The 19,310-nt window shown below is 63.9% G+C and carries 19 protein-coding genes; 5 read left to right on the top strand and 14 right to left on the bottom strand.

Annotation, left to right across the window (positions count from 1 at the left end; all coding sequences use genetic code 11):
* The first annotated feature begins 21 nt into the window (after positions 1-21).
* A complete protein-coding gene (locus tag A9762_RS02555; protein ID WP_240493422.1) occupies positions 22-1,791 on the top strand; it encodes an SH3 domain-containing protein in 1,770 nt (589 codons plus the stop codon).
* Between the two features lie 124 nt (positions 1,792-1,915).
* Here the strand turns inward: A9762_RS02555 and A9762_RS02550 are convergent, their stop codons facing one another.
* The 3 genes from A9762_RS02550 to A9762_RS02540 all read right to left on the bottom strand — a co-directional run bounded on the left by A9762_RS02550 (position 1,916) and on the right by A9762_RS02540 (position 4,463).
* Positions 1,916-3,148, bottom strand: coding sequence for an FAD-binding oxidoreductase (locus A9762_RS02550; RefSeq protein ID WP_069340496.1), 1,233 nt, complete (start codon positions 3,146-3,148; stop codon positions 1,916-1,918).
* Between the two features lie 137 nt (positions 3,149-3,285).
* The gene (locus A9762_RS02545) at positions 3,286-3,639 is read right to left on the bottom strand and encodes a RidA family protein (RefSeq protein ID WP_039394400.1); all 354 of its coding nucleotides are present in this window, start codon (positions 3,637-3,639) and stop codon (positions 3,286-3,288) included.
* A 164-nt stretch (positions 3,640-3,803) separates the two neighbouring features.
* A complete protein-coding gene (locus tag A9762_RS02540) occupies positions 3,804-4,463 on the bottom strand; it encodes a TetR/AcrR family transcriptional regulator (protein WP_069340495.1) in 660 nt (219 codons plus the stop codon).
* A 169-nt stretch (positions 4,464-4,632) separates the two neighbouring features.
* Here A9762_RS02540 and A9762_RS02535 point away from each other — a divergent pair, with 169 nt between their 5' ends.
* From A9762_RS02535 to blaPNC, 3 genes are all read left to right on the top strand, one after another.
* Entirely contained in the window at positions 4,633-5,925 is a 1,293-nt protein-coding gene (locus A9762_RS02535) for an NAD(P)/FAD-dependent oxidoreductase (RefSeq protein ID WP_069340494.1), read from the top strand.
* Between the two features lie 182 nt (positions 5,926-6,107).
* On the top strand, positions 6,108-6,440 hold the full coding sequence (locus tag A9762_RS28790; RefSeq protein ID WP_069340493.1) for a DUF3331 domain-containing protein: 333 nt from the start codon (positions 6,108-6,110) through the stop codon (positions 6,438-6,440).
* 354 nt (positions 6,441-6,794) lie between these two features.
* Positions 6,795-8,018 carry a PNC family class C beta-lactamase gene (gene blaPNC / locus A9762_RS02525; protein ID WP_069340492.1) on the top strand — a complete coding sequence of 408 codons (1,224 nt, stop codon included), beginning with the start codon at positions 6,795-6,797 and terminating at the stop codon, positions 8,016-8,018.
* 113 nt (positions 8,019-8,131) lie between these two features.
* On the opposite strand, the gene metC is transcribed toward blaPNC, so the two are convergent.
* The 7 genes from metC to A9762_RS02490 all read right to left on the bottom strand — a co-directional run bounded on the left by metC (position 8,132) and on the right by A9762_RS02490 (position 15,074).
* On the bottom strand, positions 8,132-9,331 hold the full coding sequence (metC, locus tag A9762_RS02520) for a cystathionine beta-lyase (protein ID WP_069340491.1): 1,200 nt from the start codon (positions 9,329-9,331) through the stop codon (positions 8,132-8,134).
* Positions 9,332-9,440: 109 nt separating this feature from the next.
* Positions 9,441-11,042, bottom strand: a complete 1,602-nt coding sequence (locus tag A9762_RS02515) for a rhodanese-like domain-containing protein (protein WP_069340490.1) — start codon at positions 11,040-11,042, stop codon at positions 9,441-9,443.
* A 216-nt stretch (positions 11,043-11,258) separates the two neighbouring features.
* Positions 11,259-11,855 carry a cysteine dioxygenase family protein gene (locus A9762_RS02510; protein ID WP_069340489.1) on the bottom strand — a complete coding sequence of 199 codons (597 nt, stop codon included), beginning with the start codon at positions 11,853-11,855 and terminating at the stop codon, positions 11,259-11,261.
* Between the two features lie 126 nt (positions 11,856-11,981).
* Positions 11,982-12,752: an amino acid ABC transporter ATP-binding protein gene (locus tag A9762_RS02505; RefSeq protein WP_069340592.1), complete on the bottom strand. Its 771-nt coding sequence runs from the start codon at positions 12,750-12,752 to the stop codon at positions 11,982-11,984.
* 94 nt (positions 12,753-12,846) lie between these two features.
* On the bottom strand, positions 12,847-13,539 hold the full coding sequence (locus tag A9762_RS02500) for an amino acid ABC transporter permease (protein ID WP_069340488.1): 693 nt from the start codon (positions 13,537-13,539) through the stop codon (positions 12,847-12,849).
* 2 nt (positions 13,540-13,541) lie between these two features.
* On the bottom strand, positions 13,542-14,234 hold the full coding sequence (locus A9762_RS02495) for an amino acid ABC transporter permease (protein ID WP_069340487.1): 693 nt from the start codon (positions 14,232-14,234) through the stop codon (positions 13,542-13,544).
* Positions 14,235-14,249: 15 nt separating this feature from the next.
* Positions 14,250-15,074: a transporter substrate-binding domain-containing protein gene (locus A9762_RS02490; protein ID WP_069340486.1), complete on the bottom strand. Its 825-nt coding sequence runs from the start codon at positions 15,072-15,074 to the stop codon at positions 14,250-14,252.
* A gap of 219 nt (positions 15,075-15,293) precedes the next feature.
* Here A9762_RS02490 and A9762_RS02485 point away from each other — a divergent pair, with 219 nt between their 5' ends.
* Entirely contained in the window at positions 15,294-16,172 is an 879-nt protein-coding gene (locus A9762_RS02485; protein WP_069340485.1) for a LysR substrate-binding domain-containing protein, read from the top strand.
* A 106-nt stretch (positions 16,173-16,278) separates the two neighbouring features.
* On the opposite strand, the gene A9762_RS02480 is transcribed toward A9762_RS02485, so the two are convergent.
* From A9762_RS02480 to A9762_RS02465, 4 genes are all read right to left on the bottom strand, one after another.
* Positions 16,279-16,851 carry a DUF1993 family protein gene (locus A9762_RS02480; protein WP_069340484.1) on the bottom strand — a complete coding sequence of 191 codons (573 nt, stop codon included), beginning with the start codon at positions 16,849-16,851 and terminating at the stop codon, positions 16,279-16,281.
* 96 nt (positions 16,852-16,947) lie between these two features.
* Positions 16,948-17,838, bottom strand: a complete 891-nt coding sequence (locus A9762_RS02475; protein ID WP_069340483.1) for a LysR family transcriptional regulator — start codon at positions 17,836-17,838, stop codon at positions 16,948-16,950.
* Between the two features lie 46 nt (positions 17,839-17,884).
* Positions 17,885-18,472, bottom strand: a complete 588-nt coding sequence (locus tag A9762_RS02470; RefSeq protein ID WP_083253585.1) for a cysteine hydrolase family protein — start codon at positions 18,470-18,472, stop codon at positions 17,885-17,887.
* Positions 18,473-18,728: 256 nt separating this feature from the next.
* On the bottom strand, positions 18,729-19,310 hold a 582-nt coding region (locus A9762_RS02465), incomplete at its 5' end, for a nickel/cobalt efflux transporter (RefSeq protein ID WP_170836166.1).

Here is a 19,310-nt window from a genome sequence, read left to right as displayed (position 1 = left end):
TCCAGCTCTCACCTGCACGACATGGGCGCAATTCACGCGGTGCGCGACGCGATGCAGCACCTCGCCGCTCTGGCTTCGGTCAATGCTTCGGTCTGCGCTCAGTCAGCCCATCCGGCAGACGTCTGGCCCCCCATCGCGCGGGGCTCGACGCAAACTCGCCGGACTTCACTCACGCCGCAACGCAGGACGCGCCTCGCCGTCCTCCTGCCGCTCGTCATCCTCGCGGCGTGTGCGAGTGCCCCCGAATCGCTATCGACGGCTTCGACATCTTCATCGACGTCGCATCCATCGGCGACGACCGCCCCGGCCACGCGCTATAACGTCAGCCGTTTCCCCATCGAGCACTACGATCAGGACGTCGATCGCTGGATCCGGCCCGACGCGCCCAACTACGATCAGCCGCTGCTTTCCGCACAGGAACAGGCGAAGCGATTCGCGGCCTTCCGCGCGCGATACTTCGGCACCGCGCCACGCGATCCGTCACCGTGGAACGGTGCATGGCTGTCGACATCGTTGCTCAACGCCGCTGGCGCATCGCAGATCGCCGACTCGCAGGGACGCCGCGTGCGACGCTTCGACAATAGCCGTCCGGGCGTACGCAAGACGTACGGCGAGAACTTCCAGCCGCATACCCCGGCATGGGCCCGTGCCATCGAAACGAACATGGCGCTCGCCCAACTCGACGCCGATCACGCGAGCTGGGCCTACGATGCGCGACGGCGCGGCATCACCGTCGATAACGCGCTGGTGCGCCTGCTGCCCACCCGTGACCCCGCGTTCTACGATTTCCGGGAAGCGGGTGAGGGTTATCCGTTCGACGCCCTGCAAGATTCCGCACTGCGCCCCGGCACGCCGGTCTACACGCTGGCGCGCAGCAACGACGGCGCGTGGCTGCTCGTCTATTCCCCGGATCTGATCGGATGGGTCGAAGCCCGCACGGTGGCATCGGTCGACGAGCGTTTCGTCGCCACCTGGCGCGCGGCCGCGCAGCGCGAGCTGGGCGCCATTGTGCAAGGCGACGTGCCGCTGGCCGACACCGTACCGGGCACGACGAACGCCATCTACCGGACGTTCGCCCCGATCGGTACGGTGCTGCCCATGACACGGTCTCGCGACGGACGTCAGTTCGCAATGATCCCCGTGGCCGACGCCCAGCGCCGTGCGCAGATCCGCATGACCGCGCTCGACGCATCGGCCCTCGTGCCGATGCCGTGGACGCTGACGCCCCGGCACATGGCGCAGGTGATGAAGCAGCAGATCGGGCATCCGTATGGCTGGGGCAACACGCTGTTCTACAACGATTGCTCCGCCGAGACGCGCAGCCTCTTCGCGCCGTTCGGCGTATGGCTGCCGCGTCACTCGTCCGATCAATTGCGGGCGGGCAAACGCACCGATCTGCGCCATGCCGATATCGATACGCGATTGCGCGTGCTGGCCGAGCGGGGACGTCCGCTCATGACGCTCATCCACATCAACGGTCACATCATGTTGTATCTCGGCAATGCGACCCAAGCCACACAAGCCACGCCTGCCGGGGGCGACGACACGGCGAGCGTGCCGATGACGTATCAGAACGTGTGGGGACTGTCGCCGGCGGATAACAGCCGCCGCAACGTGATCGGCGGTTCGGTCATCCTGCCGTTGCTCAAGACCTACCCCGAAGACCCTGACGTCCGCTCGCTCGCGGGCAAGCCGCTGTTCGAGATCAGCGTGATCGGCGGCGACGCGTCGGACAGCGGAGACAGTGCGCACGCTCCCGACGTCGAATCCGAAGAAGAGATGCCGCAGTAGTTTCTGAACACCGTGCCGTTTCACACACGGGCGCCGGGTCCTGGGCCATCGTCGTACGTCACCGGCATGTGGCGACGTGTTGCGGCACTCGGCGGCAAGCGCCGCAATGCCTATGCCCGGACGTTCAGAAACGTTCGGCGCTGAACGGCGACGGGTCGACGAGCGTCGTCTCGCCGGTCATCATCTCGGCCACGAGACGGCCGGTCACCGGCCCGAGCGTCAGACCATGATGGGCATGACCGAACGCGAACCACAGATCCCGATGACGCGGTGCGGGCCCGATGATCGGCTTCATGTCCGGGGTGCAGGGGCGACGGCCAAGCCATGGCGACGGATCGACGCGCTCGCCCAGCGGGAACGTGTCGCGCGCCAGCGGTTCCACGGCGGCCAGTTGCACCGGCGTGGGCGGCGTGTCGCGACGCCCGAGTTCGACACCCGTCGTCAGACGAATGCCGCGCGTCATCGGTGTGATGAGGAAGCCGTGCTCTGCGTCGAGCACCGGTTGATTGAGACGCGCGCCCGGCTGCGCGCGGTAGTGCATGTGATAGCCGCGTTTGACCGCCAGCGGGAAGCGGTAGCCCAATGCATGCGTCACGGTATCGGCCCACGGACCGAGGGCGACGACAGCACGACGTCCTTCGATGCGACCGGCTTCCGTGCGCACCGACCAGTGCGGCTGTAACGTCGTCGCGTCGCCGACGAAGATGCGTCCGCCAAGCGATTCGAAGTAACGCGAATAGGCCTCGACGAGCGCCCCCGGATCGCTGACGGAATCCGATGCCGTGTAACGCAGACCGCCGACGAGCGCATGCGTGAGCGACGGCTCGTCGTCACGCAGACGCGCCGCATCGAGCCGCTCGAACGGCACGCCGTACTCGGTGTGCCAGCGTTCGGCGTCGCGTTGCGCGGCGTCCATCGCGGCACCGGTGCGAAACACTTTGACCCAACCGCCCTCGCGCAGCAAACGCGCCGCCCCCGACGCCGCAATCAGTTCACGATGCTCCGTCACGCAATGCGCGATCAACGTGCTGTAGTGACGCGCAATCTGCGCATGACGCGAGGGTGCCGAGTGATACCAGTAGCGCGCGAGAAAGGGCGCGACCGTGCCCATCGCCGACGGGTGGTAGCGCACATCGGTGGAGCGATTGCGAGCGAAGCGGAGCAGGGTGCCGGGATCGCGCGGAAACGCGTACGGATACACGCCTTCGCGTTGAATCAGCCCCGCATTGCCGAACGAGGTTTCGTTGCCGGGTGACTTGCGGTCGACGAGCGCGACCGACATGCCGCGTCGCTGCAAATGGACCGCGACGGAAACACCAACGATACCGGCACCAAGCACAAGGGCGTCGAACGTCATGGGCATGCGTCTGACACGTCGTCAGACGATCTGAGAGGGAGCGGAGAAAAGCGTCGGGCTCACTCGCGAAGGTCGCAGGGGTGAGCCCGGAGGGTAGCCGGATGCGCCGGGGTACGGCGACATCTAGTGCGACGACGTTACGCCAGCGCGGTCACGGCGATTTCGACTTCGAGCCCGGCGCGCATGAGCGGCGACTGCACGCAGGCACGCGTCGGAGCGTGGCCTTCGGGCACCCAGGCGTCCCACACGGCGTTGAATTCGGCGAAGTGCTTGGCATCCGACAACCAGATGTTGGCGGTGAGCAGACGCGACTTGTTCACGCCGGCCTCGGCGAGCAGCGAATCGATGCGGGTGAGGATTTCGGTGGTTTGCTGCGTGACGGACACGTTCGCGGTGTCGGGCACCTGACCGGCCAGATACACCACGCCGTTGGCGATCACGATCTGGCTCATGCGAGCGTTGGTATGCAGACGCTTGATTTCGTTCGACATAGGGGGGGCACCGAAAAAATGAGACGGGCCGGGAGTCGGCCCGAGTGCCGCTATCTTATACGACGCTTGCGGTGTCTTCGGGGCCGCGTCCAGTCCAGATCGACGAATGGAGACGACCGTCAGCGAATGCGCCCTGGGACAAAGCCCGGCGAACGCTCGACGCGTTACTGCCGGATCAGCGCCATCGCGCAATCGAGCACGGTGCGCTTGAGGTCGGCCATGCCTTCGGGCGGCAGGAACGGCCCCATCATGTGACGGTACGACACGGTCTTGCTGATGGCCGACGTCAGCATGAAGAACATCACGTCCGCATCCGACACGGGGCGCTTCTGCGCTTCGAGCCAGTCGGCGACGAGCGGCACCATGGCGTCGCGATACGGCCGCACCAGCCGTTGGGTCAGGATATCGAGCCGCTCGCCTTCTTCGGTCGCGGCGGTCGAGAAGAACATACCGACGTCCGGATTCTCGAACACGGCCTCCACGAACAGGCGCACGGCCTGCTCGATGCGCTCGAACGGCTCCATCGGCGCGTCGCGCAGGGCATTCGTCTGCTCGACCATCGAATGCGTGAGGCCCGCAATTTGATCCACCACAGCGACCCACAAGGCCTCTTTCGACCCGAAATGATGCGAAATCAACGCAGCATCGACCCCTGACGCCTCGGCAATCTGCCGCACGCTGCTCGCATAAAACCCACGCTGCGCGAAGATGCGACGGGCGTTGAGCAGCAGCGCGTCGGCCCCATGCGTGCAGTCGCACGTCGGGCGCCCGCGTGTGCGTTTGCGAGGCGAATCGGGTTGCGAGATGGCTTTGGTCGGAGTCATTGAGTGATGGGTTAGTGGAATTTGCGAGAGCCGTTTGCGCGAGCAGTGCCACAAGTCTACCCGACCCGAACGCACCTGCCTGCCCAGACACTTCCTATTTGACACGTCGGGTACACGCTCGCTATTATGCGCTTATTCATCACTTGTTGAATTTGACATTTCCCCCCAAATGTCTCGCGCAAACCGAATCGTGATCGTCGGTGGCGGTATCGCCGGCCTGATGCTGGCCACTCGTCTGGGCAGAACGCTCGGCCGTGCCGGTGCTGCGCGCGTGACACTTGTCGACAGTCATCCCACCCATCTCTGGAAGCCGATGCTGCACACCGTGGCGGCAGGCACGTGCGACGTGGCTCACACCCAGGTGGCGTACCTCGCGCATGCGTGCGGCAACGGGTTCACGTATCAGGCGGGACGCATGAGCGGGCTCGATCGGGCGCGTCGGGAAATTGTGCTCGAAGAGATGGAAGGGCATGACGGCAAGCGCTTGCTGAGCGAGCGTCGTGTGCCTTACGACGCGCTGGTGCTCGCGCTCGGCTCACAGGCCGACGACGCATGCGTACCGGGCGTTCGTGACGTCTGTCACTTCATCGATAGCCAACCGCAGGCCGAAGCGTTCAATGCCGCGTTGCATTGCGAAGCGCTAAGCAGCGCAGTGAACGATGACGCGTTGCGCATCGTGATCGCCGGCGGCGGCACGACGGGCGTGGCGCTCGCGGCCGAATTGAGCCGTTCGTTTGCGTTGGCGGCCGGCTATGGCGACCCGCAGATCTGCGAGCGACTGAAGCTTACGCTGGTGGAGCGCGGGCCGCGTGTGCTCGGGGCATTCCCGCTGGACGTGTCGGCATCGACACAGGCGCAGCTCGAACAGTTGGGCTTTCGTGTGCTGACGGATACGCGCATCGTGTGCGCGGATCGCGACGGTTTCTACCGCGACGACGGTCAGTTGATTCCCGGCGATCTGCTGGTGTGGGCGGCGGGTGTGAAGGCACCGGATTGTCTGCGCGGCATTGGCGGATTGACGACCAACGAAGCGAATCAGATTGTCGTTCGCGCCACTTTGCAGACGGCGCAGGACGAACGCATCTTTGCCCTTGGCGACTGTGCATCGCTGGCAGCGGGGCAGGGGGAATGTGCATTGCCGCCGACGGCACAGGTGGCGACACAACAGGCGGCGCATCTGGGCCGTCATCTTGGCGCGTGGCTTGAAGGCCGCGCAATTCCGCCGTTCGCTTATCGCGATCCTGGCGCGTCGTTGTCGCTGTCTGGCTACAACGCGTTCGGGGCGCTCGGGCGATTCGGCTTTTTCAAAGGTGGCATCGTGCGCGGACGCTTTGCGCAGTGGAGCCACGCCATGTTGTACCGGCGTCATCAGCATGCGTTGCACGGGTTTGCTCGTGCGACGGTGTTGATGAGCGCGGAAAAACTCGGCGGCCTTCGCGGGCCGCGCATCCGGCTGGCCTGATCATGCGAAGCGACCGAACCAATTGCCCGAACCGAAGCGGCAGCAGCCGCGCCTCTGGAACGCCCCCCGTTGCGTCGTCTGCGGCGTCCTCATCCCCGTCCAAGACGTCCCGTGCGTCGCGCTCGTCGCGCGCGGCACGTGAGCAGGGCGGGTCCTATTCCCCGTGGCAGCACACGGTTGCCATGCTCGACGCCGAACCCGTCGTGTGTCAGCCGGTGATTCCGTACACCCGACGCGCGCCCATCGTGCGCGTGCTGGAAATATCGAGTGAGCTGACGATCACAGTGTCGTGGAACGACGCGACCGGCGGCAACTACGGCGCGCAGATCTGGCGCATTCGCAAGGCGCCGCATCCGGGCGTTTGCGCGTTGACGAACGAGACCATCGACGCGGGTGATTTCGTCTACCGTCCGCTGTTTGGTGATGTACCGCCGCTCAATGCCGACGCCATGATTTCGGCCGAAGCCATTCGCGTGATGCGCGAATCGGACAATCGCGAACTCGAACCGGCCTGATCGCCAAACAACGTGACGACGCGCGAAGTCGCGTCTTGAACACCTCGACATCCATCAACGACATACCCACGCGCTGAAAAGCTGTTCCCCCCTCCCCCCGTTTTGTTTCAGCGTGTTGCCGCCCCTTGAGGGCGGTTTTTTTTCGTCTCGAGACTTCGCGGTATCCAATGCGTCTGGACTCCGAAGCGTTGAGCCATTCGAGAAGAATCTTGGCCTCGACGATGAGTTGCAACCGTTACAACGGTTACATGCAACCACCCAAAACCCACTCCCCTTTGGGTTTACGCTTCGTCCATAGCTCACGGCGATGCAGAATGTACGTCCCGGTGAGCCCTCACACGGAGATGACCGTCGATGACCAAACCCTACTTCACACTCTTCGCAGCACTCGCCGCCACCGCCGCTATTAGCTGGATGGCTTTCAGTGCGCGCAGTTATGCCGCCGAGTCCGGTGCGCAAGTTCAGACGAATCCCCGTCAGGAACAGATCAAATCGCTTGTCGATGAGACCATCACGCCGCTCATGGCGCGTCAGGACATTCCGGGCATGGCTGTCGGTATCGTCGTCGACGGACAGTCCTATGTCTTCGATTACGGCGTCGCCGACAAAGCCGCCAACAAGCCTGTCACTCACGACACGCTTTTCGAAATCGGCTCCGTGAGCAAAACCTTCACCGCGACACTCGCCACCTACGCGCAGGCCGCCGGCGTACTCTCGCTCACCGACAAGGTCAGCCGCTTCGCCCCCGAATTCGCCAATACCCCGTTCGGTGACGTCAAACTGCTCAACCTCGCCACCCACACCACGGGCGGCATGCCGTTGCAAGTGCCGGACAACGTCACCGATACCGAAGCCATCACGCAATATCTCAAGGCATGGAAACCCGCCAAGCCGACGGGCACCGTGCGCACCTACTCCAACGTCAGCATCGGTGCGCTCGGATGGATCACCGCTCGTGCGATGCATGGCGACTTTGCGTCGCTCATGTCCGAGCATGTCCTGCGACCGCTCAATCTCACGCACACCTTCCTGCGCGTGCCGGAGGATCAGCAAGCGAATTACGCCTGGGGATATAAGGATGGGAAGCCCGTGCGCGTGAACCCGGGCGTCTTCGAACAAGAGGCGTACGGCGTGAAAACGACCGCGAGCGATCTGCTGCGCTTCGTGCAGGCCAACCTTGGTGAAGCCGTGCATGACCGCCGTCTGCGTCACGCGTTGTACGCCACACGCACCAGCTATTTCTTCGATGCGCCGATGACGCAGGACGTCATCTGGGAACAGTACCCGTACCCGGCCAGTGTCGACACGCTGCTCGACGGCAACTCCTCGCGCATGGCTTACGAGCCGACATCGGTGCGCGAACTCGCGCCGCCCATGGCGCCGTCACCGGTCGCCTGGGTGAACAAGACCGGTTCGACGAACGGCTTCGGGACGTACGTGGCGTTCGTGCCGTCGAAGCAGATGGGGATCGTGATCCTCGCCAACAAGAACTATGCGATGGACGAGCGCATCCGTGCCGCGCATCGGATTCTCTCCACGCTCGACGGCCTGCGCCCGAAGGCCGAACCGGCCAAATAACGGCGAACCGCAATCCGGCACGGTCTGACGTCGTCACCCGACAAGAGCCGCGACAGCGTTGGATACGTCCACCGTATCCAACGTCCTCGCCTCGTCAGGCCATCGTCCGGCAATCAGCCGCCGAACACTTTCTCGAACGCCGCCGCAAGATCGTCGATCAGATCTTGCGGGTCTTCCAGCCCGATATGCAGACGCACGATCGGACCGGCGTTCGACCAGTCCTCGCATGTGCGCGTGCCGACGACGTTCGACACCGTCGCCAGACTCTCGAAGCCGCCCCACGACGCCCCAATGCCGAATAACGTCAGCGAGTCGACGAATTGGTCCGCTTGCTGGGGTGTCGCGTTCGCGAACTCGAACGACACCAGTCCATTCGTGCCGAGACAATCGCGTCGCCACAGCTCGTGCCCCGGGTCCGTCGGCAACGCGAGGCAGAATACGCGTGCCACGTCCGGCAGGCCATTCAGCCAATGCACGACTTCCAGTGCGTGACGCTCGTGCATCTGCAAGCGTGCCCCCAGCGTGCGCGTGCCGCGCAACACCAGATACGCGTCGTCAGGACTCACCGCAACGCCTTGCGCATCGGCCATCGTCGATAGCGTTTGCCAGACGTCCTGCGTCGTGGTGACGGTACCCATCATCACGTCGGAGTGACCGCTGAGATACTTCGTCGCGGCCATCACGGAGACATCGGCCCCCAGCATCAACGGACGGCATTGCACGCCCGATCCCCAGGTGTTGTCGGCAACGAGCAACGCACCGTGACGATGCGCCAGATCGGCCAGCGCCGGAATGTCGCACATCTCATAGACCAGCGATCCCGGCGCTTCGATGTAGATCATCTTGGTGCGCGCGGTCATGTGCTCCGCCGCGTCGCTGCCGTCCGCACGGAAGAACGTGACGTGCACGCCCCACGGCTTCAGGAACGTCTCGACGAAATGACGCAGCGGCTGATACACGCAATCGGCAATCAGCACGTGGTCGCCGGGACGCACGTACGCCAGGAACACCATCGAGATCGCTGCCAGCCCCGTCGGGAACAGACGCGTGCGATACCCACCCTCCAGTCCGGCGACAACATCCTCTAGCGCAAAGCCCGTCGGGTTGCCACGCGCGCCATAGGTGAACATGCGCTCGGTGCCGCGACGGCGGCGAGCGTCGTTCATGTCGTCCATCGTGTCGAACAACACGGTGGACGCGCGCACAACGGGCGGATTGACGGCGCGACCGCCGACGACGGCAGTATCGGTGCCACCCTTGACGAGACGGGTGGCAAGGCGCGGATGACGTAGCGGGGGGATTTGTCGGGACATGGTCTGGCGTAGAAAAGACGTTTCGAGCGATTCAGGTCATGCGATTAGGATGTGGGCCTGAGCGTGGGCGACGTACCTGCACAGTACGCGCCCACGCCAGACGCACAGCTTACTTCGTGGCGGCGGCATCACCAATACGGAATGCACCGCGCTCCTGCTCGTCCAGCTGCGCGAGCAGGCCCGTCTCCCACGCCAGATACTGACGCGCCGCCGCCTTGTTCCCATCGTGACGGTCATGCACGAAGAAGAGATAGTCGATGCACTGGGCATCGGGCGGCGAATCCGGCGTGGTCTGCACCGGCTGACCGGCCGCCGTCCACGCCTTGAAGCCGCCTGCGAGCCACGAGAACGTGCGCGCATCCTGTGCATGCTCGCGTCGCCAGTCGGCCACGAACAACTCCGCAACACCACGCTCATCGCCGATCACGATGACGTCGCCCTTGGCGGGCAGGGTCGGCAGATGCGGACGAATCGCCCACAGCGCCCCCGGCACATGCTCGCGACGGAAGCTCATGCTCGGGCGTACGTCGACCACCGTCACGCTGCCGTTCGCCAGGGCGGTGACGAGTGCGGCGACATCGGTTTCCGGGAGCGTCGTGGCGACACCGGCGACCGGTGCGGGCAGCGACGCCCCACTCGCAAGACCGTCGCGCAGCACATAGGCATCGTGGCCCAACTGACGCAGCCAGCTCGCGACGATCGGCGCACGCACGCCGTCGTTGTCGAACAGCACCACACGTGCATGACGCACGCCCACGTACTGATCCGTCGCCTGAATCAACTGTCCGCCCGGCGTATGCTGCGCCCCCGGCAGCGTGCCCGCGGCAAACTCTTCAGGCGTACGCACGTCGCAAAGGAACAGCGTGCGCGACGTATCCTTCGCCCACTGCGCGAACGTCGATGCCTCCACTTCAGGCACGGCAAACCGCTCGGCCAGCGCACCGCTCGCTTCGCGCATCTGCGTGAGACTGGACGGCGTCACCACGTCGGGATAGCGGCGCGTACTGCCATGCTCCAGCGGCAGGTCTTCCAGATACCAGCCCTGCGTGCCGTTCTCCAGCGCCATCACCGGATTGGGGATACCGAGGTTGATGAGCGTCTGCGCACCGATGATGCTGCGCGTGCGACCCGCACAGTTCACGACGATGGGCGTCGTCGTGTCCGGCACCAGCTCGCGAATGCGATAGCCGAGTTCGCCGTTCGGGCAGCAGATCGACGACGGGATCGTCATCTTCAGGTATTCGTTGACGGGACGTCCGTCGAGAATCACCACGTTGTCGCCACGCTCACGCATCGCGGCAAGTTCACGTGCCGTCACGCGAGGTGTGTGATACGCCATCTCGACCAGTTCGCCGAACGTCTTCGACGGGACGTTCACGCCCGCGAACAGCGTAAAACCGGCTTGCTGCCAGGCATCGGTACCGCCTTCGAGGACGGACACATCCGTGTAGCCCAGCGCACTCAGACGCTGCGCCGCGAGCACGGCCACGCTCTGGTCGGTGTCGTACACGACCACGCGCGCGTCACGGCGCGGCGCGAGACGCACGATGTCGATTTCGAGGCGGCTGTAGGGCAGCGTCACGCCGTAGAAGAGGTGGGCCTCGCCGTACTGGCCGTGTTCGCGCACGTCGAACACAGCGATCTCGGCGCCGTCGTGCAGCCATTCCTTGAGTCGGGCTGGTGGCACAAAATGAGGAATGAACGAAGTCATAGCGTTGCGTCGGTTATCAGTTTCCGCCCGGCCGTAGCCAAAGCGTAGGGATGAGCAGGCCCGCACCGCCGGTGAGGGCGGTGTGTTGCGGGTGGCGCGTGGGCTTACGCGCCGTCGGGATTCGATGGTGGCTGCGTGTGACCGGCGACGTGTGCGTCGGCCGGCGGCGCAGCCTTCAGCGGATTAGTTCGTCGAAGGCATCGAAGGCACCGGAGATCAGCGGCGCGTCTTCACACCGATGTCCATCACCTGATACGTGCCGTTGGCCAGATCGAAGGTGATGCGCTCGGTGAGCGTCTCGAGCGCGCGACCGTACATATGCAGATGGCGGATCGGCGCCTCGCCCTTGATCTCGACCGCGTGGATGTCTTCAGACGCCAGCGCAATGCCGTTGCCCGGATCGACCACGACGGTGTCGCTCACTTCGAGCGTGCCGACGCCGGGCGTCTTGCCGTCGTCGGTGCGACGGTAGACGTAGTTGTATTCCACGCCGTCGACCGCCGCGATGCATGCCCACGTCGTGTGGTTATGCGGCGTGATCTTCTTGCCCGGACGCATGACGTTCAGATACAGCGCATAGGTCTTGTCGGCGTCTTCATGAATCAGATAACGCGCTTGCAGTTCGCCGTCGTTCGGCGGCGGGAACTCGGCTTCGTTCCACAGCGCCGTACGAGCGGCGAGCGATTTGACCTGTTCGAGCACGGCGGCCAGTGCGGGGCGCGTTTCGCCCGCCGGTGCCAGCGCGGCCTTCATGGCGGCAATCGCCTCGCCGACGACGGCCTGACGTTGTTCGGGGAGTTGGGACGTGGACATGATGAAAGTCTTCTCCGTAGTGCTTTGTATGACGTTGTTGTGCGGGTGCCCGGGTCAGGCGTTGTCGTGTGTGTTGTTATCTGGTCGTTGCGGTCATTGCGGTCGTTCGGCGTACGGTGTCGGGTCTCAGACGGGCACCGCCTCACCGCGCGGCACGCTGATCATCGGCGACGGACGCAACACGTCTTGCAGGAATCGCTGGGCGCGTGCGTGCTTCGGCTGACTGAAGAACTCCGCCGGCGGCGCGTCTTCGAGCAACTGGCCCTGATCCATGAACCAGACGCGGCTCGAGACGTCGCGCGCGAAACCCATCTCATGCGTCACGATCATCATCGTCAGGCCGTCATCGGCGAGCGAGCGCATCACTTGCAGCACTTCCTGCACCATCTCCGGATCGAGTGCGCTCGTGGGCTCGTCGAACAGCATCAGCGGCGGCTTCATCGCCAGCGCCCGGGCAATCGCCACACGCTGCTGCTGTCCGCCCGAAAGGTTCGCGGGCATGGCGTCGATCTTGTGCGCGAGGCCGACCTTGGCGAGCAGCGTTTCGGCTTGCGCGACCGCTTCGTCGCGCGACATGCCGAGCACTTTCGTCGGCCCGAGAATCAGGTTCTGACGCACCGACAGGTTCTGAAACAGATTGAAGCTCTGGAAGACGAAACCGATGCGCGCACGCAACTGGTTGAGCTTCACATCGCGCGCGGTGACGTCTTTGCCCTCGAAGAGAATGCGTCCCTTCTGGATGGCTTCGAGCCGCGTGACGGTACGGATCAGCGTCGACTTGCCCGAGCCCGACGGGCCGCACACGACAACGACTTCACCGCGATTGATGGTGGCGTCGATGCCCTTGAGGACATGGTGTTCGCCGTAAAACTTATCGACTTTCTCGAATGCGAGCATGGTCATGATCGTGCGCTGCCTCCTGACACTTGATGCTTGAGTGCTGCCACTGCGGGCTTCGTGGTTCCTGTCGCGATTCCTGGCGTCATCATTGTCATGCCAGCCCCGCACGCTGTCGGGCGATTCGACGTTCCAGCCAACCGGCGAAGCGCGAGATCGCAAAACACAACACAAAGTAGAACGCCGCGAGCACGAGGAACGTCTGTAACGGTTTGGTCAGCGTAATCGTGTTGACCTGCGCCGCCGAATACGTGAGTTCGGGCACACCGATCACATAGGCGAGCGACGTCGCCTTGATGATCGACACGAACTGATTGACGATCGACGGCAGCATGTTCGCGAGCGCCTGCGGCAACTGCACGTAACGCATGCTTTGCAGCCACGACAAACCGTTCGAGCGAGCGGCTTCCATCTGCCCGCGCGGCAGCCCTTCGAGACCGGCGCGCACGATCTGCGACAGAAACGCGCTTTCGTAGACGATGATCGCGCACACCGCCGTCGTGAAGGCCGACACCTCGGCGCCCACGAGCAGCGGCACCGCGAAGTACGCCCAGAAGATGATCATCAGCAGCGGAATGCCACGCACGAGTCGTGTCCAGATACCGGCGATGCGTCGCATCCAGCGCCAAGGGGAGACCTGCGCCAGACCGATCATCACCGAGATCGGGAACGACACTACCAGCCCCAGCGCCGACAGGATCAGCGTGATGGCCACGCCACCGAGCGGGCCGTTGGGCCAGCTGCCGACGAGGAACAGCGCGAGATAGTCGTGAAGAATCTCGTACATCGTCAGACTCCCGAGGGCGCCGTGCGGCGTTTGGCGAAGTGCTCGGAGAGCGCCATCAAGGCCAGCGTGCCGATCAGATAGAGGATCGTCGCCACGAGAAACACATCGAACGTGCGGAACGTCAGGTTATCGATCTGACGCGTGCGATACAGCAATTCATGAACGCCGATCGCCATCGCCAGCGAACTGTTCTTGAAGAGCAGCAGCGACTGGTTGAGCAGCGCGGGCAGGGCGACGCGAATGCCTTGCGGCAGGATCACGTAGCGGAACGACTGCAAGTACGTCAGGCCGATGGACCATGCCGCCTCCTGCTGCGTGTGCGGAATCGCACGCAGGCCCGAGCGAAGATCCTCCGAGATGAACGCCCCGGCGTTGAGCGCGAGCGCCACCGTCGCGAAGAAGAACTCGGTGTTGCCCGCGTTGATCCAGTCGCGCATTCCTTCGGGCAACAGTTGCGGCACGCCGAAGTACCACACGAGGATCTGCACCAGCACCGGCACGTTGCGGTGATACTCCACCACCACGATCACGAAGCCCTTGAAAAGCTTCACCGGCAGTGCGCGCAAGGTGGTGAGCACCACGCCCACCACGATGGCCAGCAACCCCGAGACCACGAACAGCTTGAGCGTGGTCAGTACCCCGTCACGAAACAGCTTCAGGTAACCGTCTTCGAGCAGAAACGAGAGATCGAACATGGTGCGACGTCTCGCTCACTGCACCTTGATCGGCTCGACCTTGTAGTCGCGCGTGAACTTGTAGACCGACTTGCTGCCGAGCCACTTCTCGAAGCTGTCCTGCAAGCCGTTGGACTTGTCGTAGTCGACGAGAATCTTGTTCACCGCGTCGCGCAGGGCCGGTTCGCCCTTGTTCATCACCACACCCCAGCGCTCCTCGAACACCGGCTTGGTGAGCAGGCGGTATTGCTGACCGCCCTTCGTTGCGGCCTCATTGGCAAAGCGCGCAAGAATCAGCTGACCGGCGACGAGCCCTTCCACCTTGCCTTGTTGCAGTGCGAGAAACGCCGACGAAATGTCGTGGAAGGTGAGCAGGTTCGAATCGGGAAGACGAGTCACGGACACCGCCGCCGAACTCGATCCTTCCGACGCTGCAATCTTCTTTCCGGAGAGTTGCTCAAGCGTCTGCACCGGCGAATCAGCGCGCACCAGCACGCGGATCGGCGCGACGAAGTACTGGTCGCTGAAGTCGACCTGCGCGGCGCGCGCGGGCATCCAGGCAACGGCGGCGGCGAGCACGTCCACACGACGGGTCTTGAGTTCGGGAATGCGGGCGTCGGTCGACAGCGCGCGATGCTCAAGCTTCACGCCGAGCCCTTTGGCGAGCGCCGAGCACACATCGACGTCGAAGCCGACGATCTTGCGCGTGGCGGCATCGGGGAAGGCGTAGGGTTCGCTGGCGTTTTGCGTGCCGCAAACGAGCGTGCCGCGTGCCTTGATGTCAGCCAGTTGATCGGCGCGCGCGATCCCCGTCATGGCGAGTGTCGCGAACAGCGCGGCTGCAAGGTGTCGTTGCCACATGATGCTGAGTCTCCTTGGGGGTTCGACCGAAGGGCGCATCGATTTACGGGAAAGCTAATGACGAAAATCGATTAGCGGGGACCAGTCAACGCTGGCTTGCACCCCCAGTCACATAAATATTGCTTGAGTGTCAGGCAGGTTATCCACCAAAATTGTCCAGAACAATTTAATTTTTATCTCAGAAACATTAACGTTTCTGAAGTATTGATTCGGACGATCATGCGAAATCTCGACATCGATCTGCTACGCACTTTCGTAGCGATTGCGCAGCATGAGACCTTTGCTGCGGCCGCCACGCGCGTGGGTCGCACGCAGTCGGCCATCACGCAGCAGATGCAGCGGCTCGAACAGGAAATGGGGTGCCCGCTATTTGAAAAGCAGGGGCGGCAGAAGACCATGACGGCCGACGGTGTGCGTCTGGTCGCCTACGCAAACAAGATCCTCGCGCTCAACGATCAGGCCGTGCAGGTCATGCAGACGCGCGGGCCAGCGGAGAAGTTGCGCATCGGTTCGCCGCACGACGTCGCCGAGTCGATCCTGCCGAGCATGCTGCGACGGCTCTCGAAACTCTCGGCGGAATTGCAGTTGGAAATCATCGTGGGCCGCAGTCCGCATTTGATGGACGCGCTACGCGACAACGAGCTCGATCTTGCGATCTCGACGCGGTACGACGAAGGGTTTCCCGGCATCAAGCTGCGCACGTCGCCGATGGTGTGGATCTGTGCGGACGATTTCATTTTCAACGCGGCAGCCCCCGTGCCGCTCGTGATGGCCGACGAGTTGAGCCTGTTCCGACGCCTGTCGATCGAGCGACTCAACGCTGCGGGCATTGCATGGCGCACGAGTTTCATCTCGCCGACGCTCACCGGCATCAAGGCGGCGATCAGCGCCGGCCTCGGTGTGACCGCGCGCACGACCGAACTGCTCGACGCGAACATGCGCGTGCTCTCCGAAGCGGATGGCCTGCCGCGTCTGCCCGACGTGGCGTTCTATCTCTACGTGCAGCCCACGTGCACGAGTCAGGTACTGCGCGAGCTGTTCGAATCGACGGAACACATTGCTACGCGCTTCGGACCACCGTTTCTGATGGGAGAGTGAGGCACGCGCGCATGAAGCGCGTGCCATCCGTCGCGCACAACGTCTACGCGACGGCAGCGTGACAATTCAAGTGGCGTCGTCGCCCGATGCTTTCGTCGCGCTTTCGTTACGCTTTCGGCAGCGAACCCGGCCGCAAGTACGCAACGGCATGCGCAACATACTCGGCCTTGCCCAGTTCGACACCATGCTGACGCAGGATGCTGTAAGCGATGTTGGTATGGAAGTAGAACTGCGCGAGCGCCCAGTCGCGGGCGTATTGCTCGCCCGTCATGTCGAAGATCACGCCGTTGGGCAGCGTGAGGGCGATGTCGATGTACTCACCGGCATCGAGCGCATTGCCGGGCAGCGCTTCGAGAAACGCAATCGCATGGGCGAGACACGCCTTCGCCTCGTCGAACGTGCCCGGACGCTCTGCACTGTTCCAGCCTTCGCGCTGAATGGCCTGCGCGGCTTCCGGGATCGCTTCGCCGCGCAGCCGATACACCGGCTCCATCGACAGGTAGCTCGCAAAGCGTGCCTGCGCGGCGAGCGGATACATGTCGGGCGCGAGACGCAACGTCATCAGGGCGTCCGGATCCTTGCCCTGGGCTTTCTCGTAGGCGGCGGCCTTGTCGAGCCACGCCGAGTGGCCGCGAAGCATTTGCAGGAAGGTGGGGATGAGAAGCTCGGTCAGCGTCATGGGGGGTCCCTCCGGTGGACTTTTTTGGTATGGGCGGCAAACCGCGCCGCCGCAGCAGCTTATCGTGATCTCGCACGTTTCGCACGACAGGATTGCCTAACGATAGTGCTCGACCATGAAGTCGATGAACGCGCGCACCTTCGGGCTGACGTGACGCGTTTGCGGGTACAGCGCGTAGTAGTGGCTGTCGCCGAGCGAGTGCTGCGGCAGCACGCGCACCAGTGTTCCGTGTGCCAGTTCGGCGCGCACCGTGCGCTCGGTGAACGCCGCGATGCCTTGCCCCGCGAGCGATGCCGCGAACAGCGCCGTGATGGCGTCGGAGGTGAAGCCGTGCTGTAGCGCAATGCGCTGCGTTTGTCCGTCGGTGCCGGTGACGTTCCACACGTCGGGCACATTCGCGCCGGCAAAGCGAAGGCATCGATGGGACAGCAGGTCGTTCGGTGTGCGCGGCAGCCCGTACTGCGAGAGATAGGCCGGTGAGGCGACGAGCACCGTATTCGATACCGTCAAACGCTTCGCCACAAGACGGCTGTCCGCCAACGGCGTGCTGCTGATGCGAAGCGCGACGTCGACGCCCTCGGCAAGCAGGTCGACGTATTGATCGCTGCACGAAAGCGTCAGGTCGATGTCGGGATAGCGCAGACGAAAGGCGGGCAGCCACGCGGGCAGTTCCAGCGTGCCGATGGCGAGCGGCACGCTCACGCGCAGCGGGCCACTGGGATGCTCGCGCTCGTCGGCCATGGCATGCGTCATCGCATCGACGCGCGCCAGGATATCCACGCAATGCCGGTGGTAACGCTCACCGGCACTCGTCAGCGCGAACTGACGGGTGCTGCGCGCCACCAACGCCACACCCAGCGCCGCTTCGGTCTGCTTCAACTGACGCGACACGCTCGAATGCGATATGCCCAACGCCTCGCCCGCGCCGGAAAAACTGCGCGCGTCGACCAGTGCGAGAAAGATGCGCATTGCGAGCAGTTGATCCATGTCGTGAACGGCGAGGAGACGTATGTGAGCGTGGCGACGGGAGACGTCAGCGCAGTGGCAAAGCCAGCACCTGATCGGTCGTCATCACATCGCCGAACGTGTCTTCGATCTCGGCGAGTGCGGCGCGATGCAGTGCTGCGCTGGTGACGCGGGAACCGTCGGCGCGCGCGATGTCGCGGGTCGCGGAGGCGTCCGATGCTACCACGACGCGATAGCCCAGCGGCACGGCGTCGCGCGCTGCACCCGCCACGCACGCGTGCGTCATCAACCCGGCGATCAGCAGCGTGTCGATGCCCTTCGCCTTGAGCCGTGCATCGATGTCCGTACTTGCAAACACGCTCACCGACGTTTTCTGCAACACCGTATCGCCCGCGCGCGGTTCGGCGCCCGCTGCAAAGCCGACCGTCTTCCCATCGATGGCGAACACGGCGCTGCCGGCGGACGCGACGTGCTGGATCTGGAAGACGGGCATGCCCGCGCGGTCAGCGAACGCGAGAAGCTTTCGCGTGTTGGCGAGCGCCTGCGCGCCCTCCGGAATCGGCATGCGACCGGTGAAGTATTCGTTCTGGAAATCGATCACGACAAGCGCGGTGCGCTTTGGATCTAGGCCGTCGATCGGCGTGGCGCCGAGCATCGCGCGGATGGTTGGGGCAGCGTCCGTCGAGCCGGAGACAATTGCCGCAGCGGGCACGGCGGCGGACAGCGACAAGCCGAGTGTCGCGAGTTTCAGGGTTCTCAGCAGTAGTTGCGGGAGCGTCGTCACGGATCATCCTCTTTCAGGGTCAATGAGACGACCAGTCTAGGAATGCCCGCATCTCGGCACCAGCCGCCGCCGCACACATCATTTGTGCGGCGGCGGCACGAATCGGGCGGCGCGAGGCCTCAGCCGATCACGCGCTGAAGGCGATGTGCGAAAGCCCCTGATACGAGACGTACAACCCCACGAGAATGATCAGCGCACCGGAAACGTAAGGCGCTTTGCGAGCGAACTCGCCGAAACCGCGCCAGCGACGCGACACATGCCGCACGCTGAGCGCCGCCAGCGCGCCGGACGCCACCATCGTCATCGCCAACCCGATGCTGAAGCACAGCACCAGCCCCGCGCCTAACGCGAAGCGCTTGAGTTGCAGACACAACAGCAGCACCGTGATCGATGCGGGACACGGCACCAACCCACCTGTCAGGCCGAACATCACGATTTGTCCGGTAGTCACCTGACGACCTGTAAAGCGCTTCTCGATGTCGCGGGCGTGGGCCCGTTCGTGGGCGTCCTGATAGTCGCTGGTCGATGCGATGGTGTGTGCGGGAACGTTCGATACCCCTTGCGACGAACGCGCGTGATCGTGGCGATGATCGTGAGCGTGATCGGTCGCGTGAGCCTGCGCACGATGGGCGTCGCGACTGTGGCCGGTGCCGTGGTCGTGGTCGTGGTCGTGGTCGTGGTCGTGGTCGTGGTCGTGGTCGTGGTCGTG

The organism is Pandoraea sp. ISTKB (genome assembly GCF_001721285.1).
GTDB classification, from domain to species: Bacteria; Pseudomonadota; Gammaproteobacteria; order Burkholderiales; family Burkholderiaceae; genus Pandoraea; species Pandoraea capi.
The sequence above is the reverse complement of the archived record's forward strand: the minus strand, read 5'-3'. Positions and strand labels throughout refer to the sequence as shown.